26 protein-coding genes are annotated in these 17219 nt (G+C 53.2%); 21 read left to right on the top strand and 5 right to left on the bottom strand.

From position 1 onward, the window contains the following. Positions 1 to 8 precede the first annotated feature (8 nt). The gene (locus tag AC07ZE_RS30095; RefSeq protein ID WP_057978006.1) at positions 9 to 302 is read right to left on the bottom strand and encodes a hypothetical protein; all 294 of its coding nucleotides are present in this window, start codon (positions 300 to 302) and stop codon (positions 9 to 11) included. A gap of 197 nt (positions 303 to 499) precedes the next feature. Here AC07ZE_RS30095 and AC07ZE_RS30090 point away from each other — a divergent pair, with 197 nt between their 5' ends. The 6 genes from AC07ZE_RS30090 to AC07ZE_RS30065 all read left to right on the top strand — a co-directional run bounded on the left by AC07ZE_RS30090 (position 500) and on the right by AC07ZE_RS30065 (position 4980). Next, positions 500 to 1432, top strand: coding sequence for a restriction endonuclease (locus AC07ZE_RS30090; protein WP_057978005.1), 933 nt, complete (start codon positions 500 to 502; stop codon positions 1430 to 1432). Positions 1433 to 2592: 1160 nt separating this feature from the next. Continuing rightward, the gene (locus AC07ZE_RS30085) at positions 2593 to 2736 is read left to right on the top strand and encodes a hypothetical protein (protein ID WP_238347420.1); all 144 of its coding nucleotides are present in this window, start codon (positions 2593 to 2595) and stop codon (positions 2734 to 2736) included. Between the two features lie 15 nt (positions 2737 to 2751). Next, complete coding sequence (locus AC07ZE_RS30080; protein WP_238347421.1) at positions 2752 to 3342, top strand: GIY-YIG nuclease family protein; 591 nt, start codon at positions 2752 to 2754, stop codon at positions 3340 to 3342. A 16-nt stretch (positions 3343 to 3358) separates the two neighbouring features. Further along, a complete protein-coding gene (locus AC07ZE_RS30075) occupies positions 3359 to 3865 on the top strand; it encodes a hypothetical protein (RefSeq protein WP_057978001.1) in 507 nt (168 codons plus the stop codon). A gap of 97 nt (positions 3866 to 3962) precedes the next feature. Then, on the top strand, positions 3963 to 4241 hold the full coding sequence (locus tag AC07ZE_RS30070) for a hypothetical protein (RefSeq protein WP_057977999.1): 279 nt from the start codon (positions 3963 to 3965) through the stop codon (positions 4239 to 4241). A gap of 103 nt (positions 4242 to 4344) precedes the next feature. Then, on the top strand, positions 4345 to 4980 hold the full coding sequence (locus AC07ZE_RS30065; protein WP_238547548.1) for a hypothetical protein: 636 nt from the start codon (positions 4345 to 4347) through the stop codon (positions 4978 to 4980). Between the two features lie 56 nt (positions 4981 to 5036). On the opposite strand, the gene AC07ZE_RS30060 is transcribed toward AC07ZE_RS30065, so the two are convergent. The 3 genes from AC07ZE_RS30060 to AC07ZE_RS30050 form a co-directional block, all read right to left on the bottom strand. Next, a complete protein-coding gene (locus AC07ZE_RS30060; RefSeq protein WP_125919904.1) occupies positions 5037 to 5576 on the bottom strand; it encodes a GIY-YIG nuclease family protein in 540 nt (179 codons plus the stop codon). 592 nt (positions 5577 to 6168) lie between these two features. After that, positions 6169 to 6336: a hypothetical protein gene (locus AC07ZE_RS30055; protein WP_158004322.1), complete on the bottom strand. Its 168-nt coding sequence runs from the start codon at positions 6334 to 6336 to the stop codon at positions 6169 to 6171. Positions 6337 to 6380: 44 nt separating this feature from the next. Beyond that, positions 6381 to 6650, bottom strand: coding sequence for a hypothetical protein (locus AC07ZE_RS30050; RefSeq protein WP_057977995.1), 270 nt, complete (start codon positions 6648 to 6650; stop codon positions 6381 to 6383). 395 nt (positions 6651 to 7045) lie between these two features. Between AC07ZE_RS30050 and AC07ZE_RS30045 the strand changes: the two genes are divergently transcribed. The 9 genes from AC07ZE_RS30045 to AC07ZE_RS30005 all read left to right on the top strand — a co-directional run bounded on the left by AC07ZE_RS30045 (position 7046) and on the right by AC07ZE_RS30005 (position 11571). After that, on the top strand, positions 7046 to 7510 hold the full coding sequence (locus tag AC07ZE_RS30045) for a hypothetical protein (RefSeq protein ID WP_057977994.1): 465 nt from the start codon (positions 7046 to 7048) through the stop codon (positions 7508 to 7510). Positions 7511 to 7534: 24 nt separating this feature from the next. Beyond that, positions 7535 to 8329 carry a winged helix-turn-helix domain-containing protein gene (locus AC07ZE_RS30040; RefSeq protein WP_206542460.1) on the top strand — a complete coding sequence of 265 codons (795 nt, stop codon included), beginning with the start codon at positions 7535 to 7537 and terminating at the stop codon, positions 8327 to 8329. Then, the gene (locus AC07ZE_RS30035) at positions 8239 to 8826 is read left to right on the top strand and encodes a DNA methyltransferase (protein ID WP_305955749.1); all 588 of its coding nucleotides are present in this window, start codon (positions 8239 to 8241) and stop codon (positions 8824 to 8826) included. Before AC07ZE_RS30040 ends, AC07ZE_RS30035 begins: the two co-directional genes overlap by 91 nt. 110 nt (positions 8827 to 8936) lie before the next feature. Next, on the top strand, positions 8937 to 9206 hold the full coding sequence (locus tag AC07ZE_RS30030; RefSeq protein WP_057977992.1) for a hypothetical protein: 270 nt from the start codon (positions 8937 to 8939) through the stop codon (positions 9204 to 9206). Position 9207: 1 nt separating this feature from the next. Further along, positions 9208 to 9477 carry a hypothetical protein gene (locus tag AC07ZE_RS30025; RefSeq protein ID WP_057977990.1) on the top strand — a complete coding sequence of 90 codons (270 nt, stop codon included), beginning with the start codon at positions 9208 to 9210 and terminating at the stop codon, positions 9475 to 9477. Between the two features lie 117 nt (positions 9478 to 9594). Then, positions 9595 to 9987 (top strand): hypothetical protein, encoded by a 393-nt coding sequence (locus AC07ZE_RS30020; protein WP_010466293.1) that lies wholly within the window; start codon positions 9595 to 9597, stop codon positions 9985 to 9987. 41 nt (positions 9988 to 10028) lie between these two features. Beyond that, positions 10029 to 10457 carry a hypothetical protein gene (locus AC07ZE_RS30015; protein WP_010466291.1) on the top strand — a complete coding sequence of 143 codons (429 nt, stop codon included), beginning with the start codon at positions 10029 to 10031 and terminating at the stop codon, positions 10455 to 10457. Between the two features lie 102 nt (positions 10458 to 10559). Then, entirely contained in the window at positions 10560 to 10976 is a 417-nt protein-coding gene (locus AC07ZE_RS30010; RefSeq protein ID WP_010466289.1) for a hypothetical protein, read from the top strand. Between the two features lie 94 nt (positions 10977 to 11070). After that, a complete protein-coding gene (locus AC07ZE_RS30005; RefSeq protein ID WP_057977988.1) occupies positions 11071 to 11571 on the top strand; it encodes a hypothetical protein in 501 nt (166 codons plus the stop codon). A 500-nt stretch (positions 11572 to 12071) separates the two neighbouring features. Here the strand turns inward: AC07ZE_RS30005 and AC07ZE_RS30000 are convergent, their stop codons facing one another. Beyond that, on the bottom strand, positions 12072 to 12872 hold the full coding sequence (locus AC07ZE_RS30000) for a phosphoadenosine phosphosulfate reductase domain-containing protein (RefSeq protein ID WP_082631590.1): 801 nt from the start codon (positions 12870 to 12872) through the stop codon (positions 12072 to 12074). 418 nt (positions 12873 to 13290) lie between these two features. Between AC07ZE_RS30000 and AC07ZE_RS29995 the strand changes: the two genes are divergently transcribed. From AC07ZE_RS29995 to AC07ZE_RS29970, 6 genes are all read left to right on the top strand, one after another. Next, entirely contained in the window at positions 13291 to 13584 is a 294-nt protein-coding gene (locus tag AC07ZE_RS29995) for a hypothetical protein (protein WP_125919903.1), read from the top strand. 3 nt (positions 13585 to 13587) lie between these two features. Next, positions 13588 to 13824, top strand: a complete 237-nt coding sequence (locus AC07ZE_RS29990; protein ID WP_057977979.1) for a hypothetical protein — start codon at positions 13588 to 13590, stop codon at positions 13822 to 13824. Positions 13825 to 13839: 15 nt separating this feature from the next. After that, the gene (locus AC07ZE_RS29985; RefSeq protein ID WP_125919902.1) at positions 13840 to 14361 is read left to right on the top strand and encodes a hypothetical protein; all 522 of its coding nucleotides are present in this window, start codon (positions 13840 to 13842) and stop codon (positions 14359 to 14361) included. Between the two features lie 192 nt (positions 14362 to 14553). After that, positions 14554 to 15219, top strand: coding sequence for a competence protein CoiA (locus AC07ZE_RS29980; protein ID WP_057977975.1), 666 nt, complete (start codon positions 14554 to 14556; stop codon positions 15217 to 15219). 225 nt (positions 15220 to 15444) lie between these two features. Next, positions 15445 to 15849 carry a helix-turn-helix transcriptional regulator gene (locus AC07ZE_RS29975; RefSeq protein ID WP_010466280.1) on the top strand — a complete coding sequence of 135 codons (405 nt, stop codon included), beginning with the start codon at positions 15445 to 15447 and terminating at the stop codon, positions 15847 to 15849. Continuing rightward, a complete protein-coding gene (locus tag AC07ZE_RS29970) occupies positions 15842 to 17167 on the top strand; it encodes a type II toxin-antitoxin system HipA family toxin (protein ID WP_082631589.1) in 1326 nt (441 codons plus the stop codon). The genes AC07ZE_RS29975 and AC07ZE_RS29970 overlap by 8 nt, the downstream gene beginning before the upstream one ends. Positions 17168 to 17219: the final 52 nt, after the last annotated feature.

Genomic DNA, 17219 nt, shown 5'->3' with positions numbered 1-17219 from the left:
CCCCTTTGCTACGGATGCGGCTTGGCCAGCTCCATGTCATCCCGTAGCGCTGTGTAGAGACATTCCAAGATCACCAACAGCTCCGGCTCCCTGCCGACCAACTCGCTGTTGAGTACCCGCACCCGAGCGGCCTCGTCTCCGGTCGGGCCGCGGTTTTCGGACAAGGTTTTCAAACAAATGTCGGATCGCTCACTGCGGAGTCGACCCACTTCCGCCCGAAGACTTTCCACCATGGCGATGTAGTGCAGCGTCGATACCCCAAGCGTGACCTGAAGGGATGGGTAGGTGTATGCGTCACTCATGATCCACTCCCGCGAATACGGTGTGGATCAAGTTTAGTACTGCCGAAGAGCACACGCAGAATTACAAGGCCGAAGGTCACGGAAATGCCAGTCGCAGCTAGACGATAAGTTTTATATGGGTACCTGGGCAGGGACCAATCGGCATTTCGGGCTCTCAGCGTTCCCCCAAAATGGAATTTTCAATCGCGGAGCACTATATGGCACGTCGGCGCAGGACCTCGACACTCGATGATCTTCTGAAGATAGCGATGAAGATCCCTCTTTGGGCGAATTTATTGATCGCTGGCGGCTCATTCGCAACGCTGCGTTACTACGGCGGATCTGAATTGCCGACCATGGGAGTCGTGCCAGTAGGCCATCTCGCTGAAGCAGTCGGCTTTTACATTCTTCGGCTAGCCGCATTTATAGGACAGTTTGTTATTCCGCCAATTTTTCTATTGGGCGGGATTTTGGGATGGATTCAAAGAACGATCCGCGCGCGAAAATTTAGAAGCATCTCCCGGTCCTCCCAACCTGGCGTTCTAATCCGCGATCTGACTTGGGATCAATTCGAGCGGATGGTAGGTGAAGCTCTCCGCAGGCAGGGATATTCGGTCAACGAAACGGCGAAGGGAGCTGATGGTGGTATCGATATTGAGTTGCGCCGCGGAGGCGAGTTGTTCCTGGTCCAATGCAAGCAATGGCGCGCAGAAAAGGTGAGCGTCCAGGTCGTGCGCGAACTCTATGGCGTTATGTCCGCTCGAGGGGCGGCAGGGGGGTACGTTGTTACCTCCGGTGTATTCACCAAGGATGCTTGGAAATTCGCAAAGGGAACAAGCGTTCGCCTAATCGACGGAAACCGCCTTATTGAGTGGTTCGGGCAAGTGCCTGCAGGTGAGCAGAACCCGCCAACCATTAGCGGTACGTCGGCTGCTGTATTAGGTGATGTCACTGCTGTACAAGGGGGAAATCAAGAGCTGGATGGGGATCAATCCATGCTAATGGAAAAGACCAAACAACTATGCCCACGCTGTGGCGGTGGAATGACGCCTCGTTTCTCTCGATCAAACAATCAGGGCATTTCTAACAATGTTTTCTTGGGCTGTCTTAACTTTCCTGCATGCCGTGGAACCCGGACGTTGGTCGATTGAACTTGCTCGTCGTGCCAATCCTCGGTGATCTTTTTTGCCCCCATTCATAGTGGGTGTGGGGCTTGCGCTTTGCGGTGATCTGAGAGACTTCCTGTATCGAGTTGGGATTCGGTGTCCGCCATTTCCCAAACCATAAGTCAGCGGAGCTACACCATCATGAGCGCATATTTCGTCCCCTTAATCTCACTAGAAGTGGTCATTGATGGTCCGGGGGAATATCTCACCCGCGGCGGAGAGCGCGTAGGTGTCGATCGTGCATCGACACGGAACGATTTTGAATGTGTTGGCTATTACGTGAGCTCCGGAACGACTGAGAGCTGGCACAGAAGCGGTCGAACTCACGCCACTTCTGAGACTTGCAACGATATCGTTAAACGCGCGTGATCGATGCCAGTATTCGCATCGGTTCTCCCTGTCCGTTTGCCCCTACTTGGGTGTTGATTGAAGGGTTGCGCTTTAGGGTAGGGTGAGAAAATTGGGCATCGTCCAGAGATTGATGCCTAAGAGAGCTCTCCAATGCCCCCTAGAACAACACCCAGTAAACTCAAACAGGCGCTGAGCCTTCTCAAGTGGCTGATCGTTATCCTCGGGTCAGCATGCGCCGTCTACATCATAGTGACCCCCAAGCCCCTGCCGCCTCGGCAACTCCCGACAGCATATGCAGACAGCAGACACAGCGTCAGCTGGACCTGTGTGAAGGGTGTTCGATATTTTTTCGAAATTTCATCGGTACCGACGTCAGCCGTAGTCGACCAATACGGCCTGGCGATGAGTTGCGATCAAGAAAACGATGATCTCGACAAGTTCGGCAGGCGGTACCGAATAGTTTGCTCGGACAACATTCAATTGGTTCGCTTCATCGAGCTACGCCATGAAGCGCTTTTCACCCTGTACGACAAGGACACTCGTCGACCTAAAACGTGCACGCGGCCGGTGAGGAGGGTGACCGACCATGAGACCGCGAAAGATTCATTTTTTCTGTCCTGATGCAGAGCGGGGTATGCCCGTTGATATCTCGCGAAATCACTACAGCCGTGGCGAGCGGGGGACCCTTTGCGGCTACATGCGGTTGGTGACGTTCAACAAGGCAGAGGTGACTTGCTACTACTGCTTGCGAAAGCTTGGTACCCATCATCAAAGCGCCATCGGAGGAACGTCGCATGCCTGATTATTACTACCAGATCAAAGCACGTAAGACGTCCGAATACGACGGTGAGTCGGAATGGGCATTTCCACCGGCCTTCAGCGGCCTTGTCACCGCCGCAGACAGGAAAAAGGCAAAGGAAATTATTGAGGAGGAGTAAGGCCGCCAGTTCCCGGTGCGGGTCCTGAAAAAAGACCTCGATGAGCATCACTATCTTTTACGGATATCGGAGATTGATCCTAGTGATGAATACATCCTCAGGCGGTTCCGGGAAACGCAGTGCAAAGAGTGCGGGGCTAAATTTCGACCGATCGACAAATACAACGATCCCTACTCAGACAACAGTGGTGCTGACTACTGCTCAGCAAGATGCGCCACCGCTGGAAAGGCGCGTGATATTCGTGACCTCAAGCTTGTCGTGGAGGGGAAAGTGCCGGCGGTCATCTACCAGGTGCGGCAAATTTCAACCGGGAGGGTGTACGTAGGTCAGACCACGCAACCGTTTACGCTGCGTTGGTGGCAGCACGTGACGTACCCTGGAGAAAGTAAATTTCACGAAATTATCAAGTCCACCCCGATCACTGACTTTGATTTTTCCGTGATTGAAGTAATCGATTTTCCAGAGAACTGCACGGACGCTGTCAGGTTTATCACCGAACGTGAGCGATTTTGGATTGAGGAAAAAAACGCTGTGACCTTGGGCTTTGACACGGTCCGACCGACCGGAGTAAGTCCCCAGCAAACACTCTCCCTAGACACAATCTGATCGACAGGAATAACCGATGTCCACCCTTACGCTGGCCCTAAAGGGCGAATATTTTGACGCGATCATGGCAGGCGAGAAACAGGAGGAGTACCGCCTCGTTACGCCTTACTGGCGTAAGCGCCTGGAAGGGCGTAGCTATGACGCCGTTGTGCTGACTAAGGGGTATCCCAAGCGTGAGGATCTTGCGCGGCGCCTATCGTTACCCTGGCAAGGGTATAGAGAGACCACCATTACCCATGCGCATTTTGGAGAAGAGCCTGTTGCGGTATTTGCGATTAGTGTTCAGCTTCCTTCAAAGCCGGTCGCGGATTGGTCTACTGCCCCTGAGGATGCATCACATGTGCTTTTGACTCCGGGAAGCCGCGTGTGTTGGCTTAAACTGGGTGCTCCTCGAGAAGTAGCCTATTGGCGTTGGCCCGAGCGTAAAGTCTGGCGGCGTGGTGTGGACGACAGCTATAAATGGCTTGGACATATGCATGTCGAGGCTCGGCCAACTGAACGCACTGTCATGGCTGGACGCTAAAGCGAAATGTCCGACGCGCTCGCCAGACATTTCTGATAGCGCTAAAACAATCTTTTTGGTGATCATGCGAACCCCCCATCCTCATAAGGAAGCTAGGATGACTCGACTAGAACACGCGATAATTCAAGAAACCCGCGTCCATTTGGCCACGTTGCAAAATTTGCTAGCTACTCCACCAGAGGAGCGAGTGACGGAGTGCGGTTGTGATTTGGAGTTCCTCAATGCTGATGCCAGGCTGTCTGCGCTTTTAAACTTGGGACACCTTCCGGAAAGTGGCATGAGCGAAGCCGGTGCACGTGCGTTGCTGGATATCGAGAGTGAAAGAGCGTTGCTGCTGACCCCCGAGCAAGCGAACGATGACGCTTCTGTTCCATAGTCGACAGGATGCTGATGAAAGGTACAATTTTCACGAACTGGACCCGGTCATAGACCGGGTTTTTTTTGCTGGAAATGCACCCCAGTTGGAATGAAATTGCTGATTGAGTCCGATATTTTGTTTTAGAGCGCTGGACATTCAGGGCAGCGCAGTAAATTTTTACGGGGTTTTCTCTATGCATGCAGTTGTTCGATGCGCGTCTTTGCTTGCTTTTGTAGTGGTTGCTGGTTGTGCCGGTGGAAAGTCCATCGAGAAGGAGTCAGCCGTTGTGACTGTGTCCGCGTACGGGCCTGACCTGTTCGGTCAGCAGTCGCGCGGTACAGGGGGTAGCTGGGATGTCCGAGAGACATCCAGAGGGGCAACCCCTCTCAGTTTTCCAGCCATGGAAGTGCGTGCTTGTAACCAATCGCGCACTGCCTGCTCATTGGGTTTTGGAGTCGTCGACGGCTCAGCTGAAATCATTTCTTCGAGTCCAACTGCAGCAACAGTGGCAATCAACCTGAACTACCAGGTTGGCCGCACCTACACGCACGTCGTAAACGGTCAGGAAATTAAGCAGGAGGTACCTGCTGACATACAGGCATTGCAGGTCAGCCAGCAGGTTACGAAGAGGATCGAGGTAGCTTTTGGTGACGTCGCACATATACAGCTTCCATACGGAGTGGATGTTGCTGTATGTGCCCAGAAGCAGAATATCGGTGAGATCGTGCCCGATCGTAGTGTATGCCAGGCGTTCTGACAGCTTGACCTCCGAGTTCGTTGGATAAGATTCCCTTCTTCACGGTGCATGATTGATTAGCCAGGGTCCCGAGTGGGCCCTGGCACACGACCCTCATTGGTCCATTTACCCGATGCGATGACAACCTCTGACTCATTGAAGGCATCGCGGCTATTCTCGAAGCGCGTTAGCTCGCTCTTGAGTCCGCGAAGATCTCCGGGCATCAGCTGCAGGTACTCTTGGTATCGTCCTATTGCTAGTAGCGAAGCGCGGTATTTCCAGAGGGTGTATTTCTCAATGTGGCCGGCGCCTTCAATCGCCTTGAGGATCTTTCCTTGGATGGGGACGTGGAGCATCAGCTTCATATCTCGACTCACCTCAGCCAATCTTTGCTCAACGTTTCTCAGTGTCCGGCCGATTTTATAAAACGTGGCTCCGTCTGCGGAGACCAGCTCGAATAGATAAAGGGTGGCAGATAGGATTTGCTCCTGCCTGGATGCTTCCACCTGATAATGCGCGGGATGGAGTTGCCCCGCAGCTACCAGCCCGCGTTTCTCGCAAAGTCGCTCCTGAAGGCGCTTGCGTAGCCACGGATCAAACTTACTCAGCGACAACATCCCTGTTACCACTTGAGCAGTATCAGTCAGCTGCCAGTGTCCCCTATACCCATGCTCGATCAGTCCATATCGCTCCATTCGCCCAAGCATGAGTGAAGGTTTTCGATCTAAGTAGGAGGGGAAATACGACTTGCTGGTTTGGTAAAACAATTCGTCAACGACGCTAGCCGGAAGCGAAAGGTTGAAATGATCCCATCCGGGTATCAAAGATAGGGGACGCTTGGATTCTCTGCAGGTACTGCCGTCATGCCGGAAATGGTGGATCCTCACTTGGCCGCGCACGGCGACCAGTGCCCTCGAACAGAAAGGGCAAACGAGGTCGCATAAACCACTGTTCTGAGTGTCGATGCTGACGAGCTCGCCGTCTCGAGCTTTCCCTACAGTCAAAAAAGGCTCTATGGCCATTCGTTTGTAAGTCCCACGTGAGAGTGGAAATAGTATAGATGGCGTGCCGTCGGTGGTGCGCGTGTGTGTCTTCGCGGCCCCCCCTTTTCAGTGATCGATATCCAATCTGTTCCCTTATGGACCCCATTCAGACGACGCTGAAGGCACTGAAACGGTGGTGCGGTTGCATCCCCTCCGCGGAAGGCATCTATTCATTGATGGGTGAAACCAGATCGGTCGGCCCGGTCCATTCAACGCCGTCTTCGTCGAGAACCTTAACTTCATCAGTGGTTGGATAAACGGCAATGACCCGACCGACGCCATAGGAAGTGAGATCGGTTTGAAACTCTACCTCTTCAAAAAAACGCAGTTGCATTCGTGGTTCTCCCTACGGACGCGGGCTTGTAGGTGCAGTGTCATTTACTGTGGCTGGCTGTCGCTCTCGGCCAGAAGCGCATAGTAAAAATGCGAAGCGTGAAATGCTTTAGACAAAAGCAGTGTGAGCACCAGTGCGATACCTACTGCCGGCCAAATGGTATCGCCGTAGACGAATCGGTAGGCTGATTTCCATTCAGTAAACAGGTTCAAGAGAAACAAACCTGTGTTGGTGATGTGAAGCGTCTGAGTAACACGAAAGGCCATGAGCCAGTTTTTGTAGCGTTTCTCTAGCTTTTCTGACAGTAACTGCATTGGTGATTCCTGGAGCAAATCGTTGTCGGTCGAGTGCTAGCTTCAACAGCTAGTCCTGGTTGAGTTTCGGCTGATAAGCGGACAAATAATCTCATCCCTAGCCTCAACCCATACCCAAGACTGCCCCCTGCAAGGGATCAGATATGCGTTCGGAGCTACTGACGTCGGAGCCTCATTGGTTGAGCCGTACGTGTGCGATGAACTGCCGTAATGCGCTGCTAGATGCGCTCCATCGCATCTTCTGCTGCAGTCTGTTTATTACCCCATAATCAGCTCTCGCCTTCAGGGCAAATGATCCCGGAATGAGTGGCCAATAGCCCACTTGCACTTCTTTAAACGCAGGTAGCCTGAGTCGTAACCGGTCGGTTGCGGCCAACTCCAGCCAGGATCGAAATATGTTCACCCAAATCCATACTCTTGCGGTTTCAGCGTTCCTTGTTTTCACTCTGGGCAGTGGATGGGCGTCGGCTGAACCTGCATCGAAAAATCAGTCAGTCGCCGTCGGTGCCCGCGTCGAGGTATCCGAGTTGTACGAGCACACCCATAGAGCGAGTGCTGAATTCGCGCAGAATGAAAATACAAAGATCGAAAATGAGACGGCGAGCAGGCCACAAGACATTTCGCGTATTGAGCTGGAACCTGGCATTTATCATCTGGAAACCAAACACTCAAATGATCTCCGCGGCGAGCAGGATTTGGTGCTCGTTGTTGGCGCCGGCGCCGGCGCCGTAAAGGTTTATGAGATCAGGTCGATTTCCCCGATCGTTGTAGCCCGCGAGGTCGAGGCGGTCCCGGCGAATGTCGAACGCCGGCTGCAGGTGAATACCAAGCAAGCCCAGCAGCCTACGTACCGATTCTGAGTGAGACGTTGAGAGATTTTTTCGATGAAACCAACTCGAGCAAAACGTCAGTTGTCACCTGGCCAGGGCGATCTGTTCGGTCTTGACCAGATCTTCAGCATTTACCAGACAACCCCGGATGCCGCTATCAGTAATGCCGAGCTTTACAAGCGTGTTTCGCAGAAAACCGGTGTGCCTCTTTCTGTGATTGATGAGCGCGTGCCAGTTGGCAAGAGTGGTGAAAAACATAGCGTTGCCCGACGGGCAATTCGGTTCAGGCAACAGGATCTTAAGCAACAAGGGATTCTGGAAAGGGTCAAGGGTGAACGTGGTGTATGGCGGCTGACTCAGGCGGCGAAGCGCGACCTCCATGCTGCAAAATCAGGGGTAAAGCTTCTGGGATTTCGTACCGATTTGGGCATAGCGGTATGGGGGCCATCAGGCGATATTTTCAAGAAATTACACGTGCCGGTAACGCTCGTGTATTCGTCTCCTCCGTATGCTTTGCGTCGGCCGCGGGCCTATGGAAACCCTGACGAAAGGGAAATTGTTGACTTCATTTGCGACACGCTGGAGCCTGTCATCGAAGCGATGGCAGAGGACGCGTCCCTAGTTCTGAACGTGAGCAACGACGTATTTCATGCAAACTCTCCTGCGCGCTCGACCTACGTTGAGCGATTGACACTGGAGATCTGCGATCGCTTCAATCCAATGTGGCTGATGGATCGTTATGGGAAAACCCATCAAAGATGCCTGGCCCCATGCAATGGTGCAGTCGTACGCGCCAGCAGCTTCAGGTCTCTTGGGAGCCGTTGCTGTGGTTCGCGCGAAATCCATTGAAGGTGAAATCCGATAACCGTCGCGTTCTCGAACCTCACTCGGAGCGCCATTTGAAGTTAATGCAGGCTGGCGGTGAGAACCGGGAAACCAATTACGGAGATGGCGCCTACCGCCTCAAGGTCGGCAGCTTTGGTACGCCGACACCTGGCCGTATTCCAAACAACATCATCACCAGGGGCCACCGTTGTGCTCATGGCTCCCGGTACCGCAAAGCAGCAATCGAGCTTGGGTTACCAACTCATGGTGCAGGTCAGCCGTACAGCGTGCCGGAGTTTCTGATCAAGTTTCTGACAGAGGAGGGAGATTTGGTCGTCGATCCGTTTTCTGGTCGGGGAATGACGTCGCTGGCTGCGGAGCTTAATAACCGTGCGTGGATGTCGGGGGAGATCAATCTTGAGTACATTCGCTCCGGCGCGGAGCTTTTTCGAGGCCGGCCGGGGTTCTGGCTCAACCCCCAGATCGAGCGTGCATTTAGAGCCGGCCGGGAAGAGTGTTGAAGATCGCCACTCTCTTGCATCTGGTCGAGTTATGCAAAAATGAATCTCCAGTTCGGGTAACAGGCCAGGCATGCAGTGAATGGCCAGACTGATTTCTGAGGAGCGTTAAAATGGATGTTTTGAATCAGATCAAGGACGCGGGTTTGGAGTTGCTGAATGGCCATAGCCGTGCAGTTGCTGCGTTGACTGTTGGTCACTCAGTGACGGCCATAGATACCGAGGGCCGAACTCTCGAAATCACCATGAAGGATGGTCGCGTCGTTGCAAACGCTGTTGCACCCTCTGATTGTGGCCAGCGGTCGGGGATTCTGGTTAGGAAAATACCAGCAACCGTTTTAACTAAAAATCCAGCAAACCCGCGCGCCTCGGCAGATCGCTAAAATGAATGACGCCACGGTGTGCCCGCAAGCCATTGCTCTATCGCCTGGTGAGCAGGGTTTATTTAACTCGATCATCGAGCATATTTATCCTGAGCCCAAAGCGGGTACCTCACTTCCCATTGAGCGAGGCGAGTCACGCGCCGCTAAGGGGCTGGAGCGTAAAGGCCTGGTCGTGATTAATCACGATGCCTCCGGCTCCCAGCTTATGACATTTACCGCCTTAGGCGGGGCGACGTATGACCAGTATCGGCGACTGCACTCACCGAATTGATCCATTGGTCCAATTCCCGACATTCAAAGTTCCCCGGCTACGCAAGTACGACAAGGCCGCTTTGATGGCTCGCGAACTTTGTTCCTCCACTTTCTATCCGTTATCGATGAGCTCCCAATGCGCAACACAGTAAAAGTTTTGTCTCTCATGATCTGCGGCTTTGCCGCGGGCTGCAGCTCTGAACCATCGACTAACCCTCTGGACTCGCCGGCGTACGTCGCGGCACTTGAAAAACAGAAGCACGCTGTTGAAACGGTCAAGGTTTACCAGGTTGTACCACCGAACTCCCTTGCCGTGAGAGCGGTAATGAGCGCCACATGCGGCAGCGATAGTGTGCTCACCGGCGCCGATGAAAATTACGTCCTCACAGGACTGAAGGTTAAGGCTTTCAGCAGCGGTGCCGATGGAATAGCAGAGGTGGTTATCAAGCAGCTTCCGGATCCGGGGCGGCACTGTGACGGGAATGTTGCTTTAGGCGGCACCGCAAAGGCATTCACCGTACAGCGCTAAGCGTTCAAATTTCCGCCGTTGCGTAAAATCAGGAAATTCAAATGTTCAATTTCATAATCTCCATCACTTGGCAGGTGCTTGTTTTTTGGGTCGCCACAAAGATTGGTTTTTCGATGCAGGTTATCGATAGCGCGACTGTGTTTGTGAAACAAACAGAGATTTGCCAGTACCTCCAAATTCCTGTGCAGGAGGGCCACTGTCGTGTTGTGGGTCGAGTTGAGGGAAATTTAGGTGGCACCTGGACCGTTACACCAAGGCCAGAGCTGCCAGTGACCTTTGAGCTACCTCCTGGTGAATGGCCCCTGATGTACAACTCAGATGATTGGCACATGGTTGGAGGAACCCCAGCTGTAGCAGGGTTGACCGTTGTGGCCATCTTCTTCGCCGGCATTGGTGTCTGGGGGAGCTTTTGGGTGAAACGTCGACAGCTTCGACGAAGTAATACGGATGTGCAGCAGGAAGGGGCATAGGGGCGCCAAGATTCGTCTCGGCAGATCTCTGATATCAAATCAAAAACTGGTCAATTTCTTAGCCTCACGGACCTGAGAATAACCACAAATCAAGGAATTTAAATGACATCGTCATCGGTTGCTTCTGATAAAAAACGTCCTGCGGATGCTAAACAGCTTTTTGTATGGTTCGCTGCGTTTATTGTCCTCATTCTCGTGTCAGTGTGGGGGTTGTGTATCGGAGTGCAGTGGAACTGGACGATCGCGGCGGTGCTGGCTTGCACCTGCGCGGGGCTACTGGTTATTGCACTCCCGATTGAAGATTGGCAGAAGTCAGTTATCGGCGTAGTTCTGGCAGGTATTGGCTATTTTGTGGGTCTTCCCGGAATGCTCAATCCTGTTGATGATGTTCAGATCACACCCTTTGCAGTTGGCGTTGGTGGCAAGGAAATTACTGTCTCGGTAGGAAAGGGCGATTGCCGATTTCAACCGAAGGGAAACATCCTCACTTGTAACGCCCAGGTCCGTCCTGCCGAGTAAGCGCCACCCTTCTCCAGGCGCACCACGCCAAGTTCGTTAAAGCCCAAGAACAGTTAGGGCGCGGCACTCGCGCCCTCGCCAAAAGGAACGTCAAATGCCTCTCAAAGCATTGCAGGCCATGTGGCCTATTGAATTGCCTCGTCTGAGTGATCGCGTCCAGACTAGCTGGTTCAGCCAGCTTAATCACATTCATGGAGAAAAAACCGAAGGCGGCGTGCGTGACGCAGTCCTTCTGGCCCAAGGCTTTGTTGTTGCGTTGCTCGAGGCGGAGCTTATCGAGGAGCCGGGTGCGCATTTGCTGGGAACCACGCTGCTTCGCGTTCAGAACGATGCTATTGCCCGCTTGCATGCGGCCAACATTGTTGGACAGACCGCTACTGAGGTGTTTTTAAACAAGGCGCAACCATCGCTTTCCGACCAGTTCACCATTATCCGCGGTGGGCTTGAAGGCAATCGTAAAGCGACATTGCAAGAGGTCCACGATTTTCTAGACGCATGTGGCCTAAGCCCGGAGTCTGCCCAATGGGAAGGCGCCATGGCCGGTGTACCAATTGAAGTTGATGGAACTACCATCCGATTTGTCCGGATGACGTAGGGTGAGCCATACGCCCGTTTGGCGCCGTCCGGTATTTCAGGTGGATATGGCCCTTAGAAAACCACTCAAAGGCAACCGGCATGGTTAGGGGCGCTGTAAAGCAAGTCGGTAAGGGGCTGGGCAGCATAGTCTTGGCAGTGGGGAGTGCAGTATTTGCAGCATACGCCCAGAAGCATTTCCCAGGCTGGGCCTTCGCCCTTGCTCTTCTCATAATAGTCAGTGCTTCGATACCCATGGTGCTCTTCTTCAACCTTTTCACGGGCAGAAGTGAGTCTGGGTTTAGCTACAAATTTCAGAAGCATGATGACGAGTGGGACGATCTGTTCAGTCCGTGGCATCGAAATGATGACGACTCCCGGCATGATTGAGACGGCTACAAGCTAGGTTTCCAAGCCCACCCACCCCTCTTTCGAACGAGTGATACGGTATGTCGAAATACGCGGCCAGCAACAGCGTATGAAACCGGCATTTGGTGGGCGGGAGCTTGGTAGTGGGGTGGGTTAAGCGGTTAGCTCAACAAGCGGTATGCGATTCATGTGCATGGTGTAACCCGTGCGGTGTTCCAGGTCCACGTACTGTTTAAACAGGTCAGGACGCTCAACGCGACCATTTCGTAAATCTGCCTTGGAAGCCATTATGCAAAACACGCAGCTCAGCCGGTCATTTCCTAAGGCATACGCGTAGTGCGGCTCCTGGCCAGCTTCCGCAATGGCATCAAAAACCTCGGTCGCTTTCATGTCGTGTATCGGCAGCCATTCAAACCACGTATGCACGGAATTGCTTATACCCATGCGGCTGAACGCTGCGCGTTTGGCCCGGCCAGGCGACTCCTGAGCACGCAGCCCTAGGCAGTTCACGATGGTCTTGAATCCGTTAGCTTTGGCGTAGCGCCGTACTTCACGCTGGATTGGGCCTCGCTTCAAGTCACTGGTGCATTGGCGGGTTGCGGCTGATGGCCAACTTGGAACTTCGGGGCGACTCTCAAACCGGCGCTCAACCATTTCAAGTAGCGTCTTGGCAGCCTTGGCCACGATAAAAGGCAGCTCAGCGCCGGCGGCTTGATCACGCGCCAACTCCATGGCTCCAGGCCACTCCATTGCACCAAGCGAAGCGTGAACTACGAGCAGCTGTGGCGCTGGAACGCGCTCCAGTAGGCGGATCAGTTGAACCTGTGAATCCTTGCCGCCTGAGTGGTTCGCCACAAACAGTGCACCGGCCTCAATCAGCTGGTCGACTTCATCTTCCCAGAAAGCTCGAGTACCCACTTCCTCGCCGAACAACATAGGTAATTGAACACTCATGGATTTTACTTCCTGGTTGCGAAGCGGCGGTTGAAGCGCTCAATCACTCGGTCTGCATAGCGACGATCGCGGTAGAAACGAACTGGCCCGTCTGGTTCAATCAATGCTGTCTGGGGAGCCATAGCGCTGATTTGACATTCGGTGAATTGAACGCTCACCGCGTACCCACGCTTAACGTTGTGACCCTCTAGATACAGCTTCATGACGAGTTCCTAGATTGAGAAGTGATGCCTGCAATCACTAGTGCAGTGGGAGTCGCCAATTGAATCGCGACGTTCAAAACGATCTTCTCATCAGTCAAGAAAACGCAAGGTCGGAGACAGACCCTTGATGGTGCTTGCATTCTGAATCGCTATGAAAAAATCCCCGTGGACATGGCAGCTCGCCGGTCCTGAAATTAGGCGACTACGGGGAAAACATGCGCCAGACAATGACTTTCAAGGAAGTGCTGGAGAAATATCGCCAGTTGCTCCAAGCCAATCCCGGCAAGGCCCTGATAATCGCTGATGGGAACGCCGCGGTCATGGAGGGAGGGGAGGTGTACGGCGCCCCGCTTAAGCTCGACGGTACTCTTGAATTCGATTCGCTCTACGACTTTGATGGCAATGCCTTCCTCGCCGACGAAGGGCGATGGGATGGTGAGTCATTTGAGCAGCTGCAGGCGCGGATTCTCTTCCCTACGTTCATTTCCATCGAATCGATCACGGAGTAGACCTTGGGCACATTCACCGGCACCATCATCATGACCTTAAGGCCTGCTCGGCGTCCTGGCGATCAACTCGGCGACTGCGAGGAGTGCGGTGGCGCAATGAAAGAGACTTTTATCGCGCAGTCCAGGCGCGTGTATAAGCGCGATAACGGTGAGTTGTATACCGGCGCTTACCTCGGTGGCGTATACGGTCATGAAAGCTGCTTGGAGCGCTTCGGGCCGTTCTCAAAAATACCCTCATGATTGAAGGATCTAACCTTGAAGAGAAGAGAAGTTGAGCGGCGCGTGCAGGAATCCATCCAGGAGCTTCTGGATGACGAGCTGAGCGTCAATCACACATTCCGATACACGCCGTCTTATGCAGATGATCGGCATCGCATGAAGCTGGAGCTCAATGCGCGGGAGAAGGATGTCGAGGAGGGGCGCAGGCCCCAGTCAATTTTGGTGTTGAGAATAGTGTTCCTCCACGACCTCAGGGAAATTCAAATACCGAATATCTTCATGCCTGACTGCATGAAACGTTCGCGGTTGGGGAAGCGGACTATCAAAGCGATCCACGACGTTGGTGCATCGTTCGATTACGAGCTTTTTATCACTGACCTCACACAGTCATTCTTTGATCGCTTGCTGAAGCGAGGTGCAGTTCAGATGAATGAGTCGTGCGTTCAGATCACAGCCGCAACCGACTTAACCAGCGATGTGGGTAGTCCCATACATGTTTTCGACGAAAGTCAGGAAATAACCACCGTTTCGATCTTTGACTTTTTGAAGGACAAGTAACCCATCGCGATACGGCGTTTCCCATCGCTGTTACCTGGTACCGCAAGGATGCCGAACAGGGATTTGCCACTGCCCATTCCAACCTTGGACTGTGCTACGAAACTGGCGCGGGACTACGCCGTGGAAAGCTGATATTTAGGGTTAAGTAGAGGGGCTGGCATTTCGGCTCCGCATTTACGAAGGATTGAGCTGATGCGATACGCAAACGTTCATGGCGTTAGGGCCGAGGCGCAGCCTAAGGTTCGCGGCGTCTGCCGTTCGTGTGGGGGGGAAGTAATCTCAAAATGTGGAGCACACGTGGTCTGGCACTGGTCTCACCGGTCTCTTACAAACTGTGATCACTGGTGGGAAGCCGAAACGGAATGGCACCGGCGTTGGAAGGATCGTTTTCACGAAAGCTGGCAAGAAGTGATCCTAAGAGATGAGCTTTCGGGCGAGAAGCACATAGCCGACGTTCGTACTGGTCACGGAGTAGTAGTTGAGTTTCAGCGATCGACTATTGAGCCCGCGGAGGTCGCCGCTCGCGAGCGGTTTTATCAGCGGATGGTGTGGGTTATCGACGGCTCGAAAAATGAATTCGACTGTGTGAATTTTTCGAACTCTCGAAGCGGGGTGAATGAGAATGCCATGGCGCGGTTCAGATGGTCCGGTAGGAGCAAGCTGTTTCAAAGATGGCATTCGACGAAGCCAGTATTTATCGATTTTGGTGAGGATCATGGGTTCTGGAGAATCTGCAGATTCGACCCAAAATCAAAAGAGGGGGTTGCACTGCTGGTAGACCGCGACATGTTCGCGGCAGCTTTGATCGGCGCCGAAACGGATTTCAGTAGTGGTGGTGGGCCGGCCTCCACTTTTTGAGTTAAGGGGGGGCATTACATCTGAAAGGACCTCTCGTCTCTTAAATTTGTGAGAGGATACCTAAGGAAAAGAAATTTTTGTCTAGTCTCCAGATTCACCGGGGTCATACAAAAAAATGTTTGCTTAGCGTGCGTATTGAGATTTTGCTGATATGGTTTCCGTTAAGAAAACAATTCTTTCTCTTCCAGCAGTTGGGAGAGGGTAAAGCAAAGAAAGGTTTACCTTATGCGAATTCAACGATTAAGCGACGAAGCGATTGCCGATCAGCTGGGTAATGCTATTCGAGAGCGTCGCCTGCGTAAGGATATCAAGCAGGACGATTTGGCCGAGGCTGTTGGTGTAAGTACCCCCACCATACAGAAGCTTGAGAAAGGGAAGGGGACTATCCAGGTCCTCATCGCCGTCCTTCGAGAGCTGAACTGCTTGGAGCTTCTGATGAACCTACTAGCGGCCCCACGAGTAAGCCCGCTGGCGGTTGCCAAAACCGGGAAAACAACGAGAGTTCGAGCGGTCGGCGCGTCGCAAGTCAAATCAAGAACCATCGCGACCAAAGTCAACGGTGGCGTAACGACAGGTAAGTTGGAAGGACAGACCCCTAACTTACTGATACCAAGGAGAAGCCGTGGCTAAGGTTGCTGAAGTTTGGATGTGGGAAACCCGCGTTGGCGTAGTGCTCTGGGACGAAAACCAAATCCCTGCCACAGGCACATTCGAGTTCGATCCCGAGTTTTGTGAAATCGGGTTGGAGATTGCCCCGCTGACGATGCGGGCTGAGCCTGATGAAGTCTATGCTTACCCAGGCCTCAACCCTGTAGCATTCAAGGGACTTCCCCCATGTCTGTCCGATTCTCTTCCCGATGCTTTCGGTAACGCTGTCATTGACGCGTGGCTAGCACAAAAGGGCCGCGATCCTCGTTCATTTTCACCTGTAGAACGTCTGTTGTATGTGGGGCAACGGGGAATGGGGGCACTGGAGTTTCGGCCGGCGCTGGACCGGGCAATCGACAAGGTCGAACAGCTGCAATTGGAGTCGCTTGTCGACCTCGCCGGGCGGATCCTTGAAGAGCGCCAAACGCAGTTCGATGATCTTCATTTGGAAATTAAATCTGAAGAAGAGGATCAAGCCCTCAAGCATTTGTTTCAGGTAGGTTCTTCCGCTGGTGGGCAGCGTCCGAAAGCAATCATAGCGATCAATGAAGAAACTGGAGCCATATGCTCTGGGCAAATTGAAGCGCCCGAGGGGTACACCTACTGGCTGTTCAAATTCGACGTCTCCAACGGGGCAAGCACGTTAGGGGATCCTGCAGGATTCGGACGTGTTGAATACGCCTACCACCTGATGACGCTGGCAGCCGGCGTAAAGATGACTGAGTGTCGTCTCCACATAGAAGGCCCTCGCGCCCATTTCATGACGAAACGGTTTGATCGTCTAGATGACGGAGACAAGGTTCATATTCAGACGCTATGTGCGATGGACAGTGCTGATTACACGCTGCCTGGTGCATACAGCTACGAGCAAGCTTTACAGGTCTGCAGAGATTTGGGTCTACCCCGAGAAGATCAAGTAGAGCTGTTCCGGCGTGCAGTTTTTAACATCGTGGCACGCAACCAGGACGATCACACAAAAAACATTGGGTTTCAGCTTTGGAGAGATGGTGTGTGGAGGCTCACTCCGGCATATGACATGTGCTGGTCCTACAGGCCCGACTCTCCTTGGGTATCGCAACATCAAATGTCTCTGAACGGGAAGCGAGACAACTTTGAGCTTAAGGATCTACTCGCCGTCGCGAAGCTGATTACAAACCTGGATGGCCGAAAGGTGGTTAAGGAGGTTGTTGAGGCAGTCCGTCGCTGGCGCGAATTCGCCGATGTCGCCGGTATGACGGATGACAATCTGATCGAACAGATAGAATCGACTCACCGTCTTTACCTTGGCGAAGGACTATAGAAGTCACACAGACCCGGTACGCCGGGTTATTCACCCACTCCTGCTCCGACAC

Source organism: Pseudomonas sp. GW101-3H06 (genome assembly GCF_059424605.1).
This window is presented reverse-complemented; position numbering and strand designations above follow the sequence as displayed.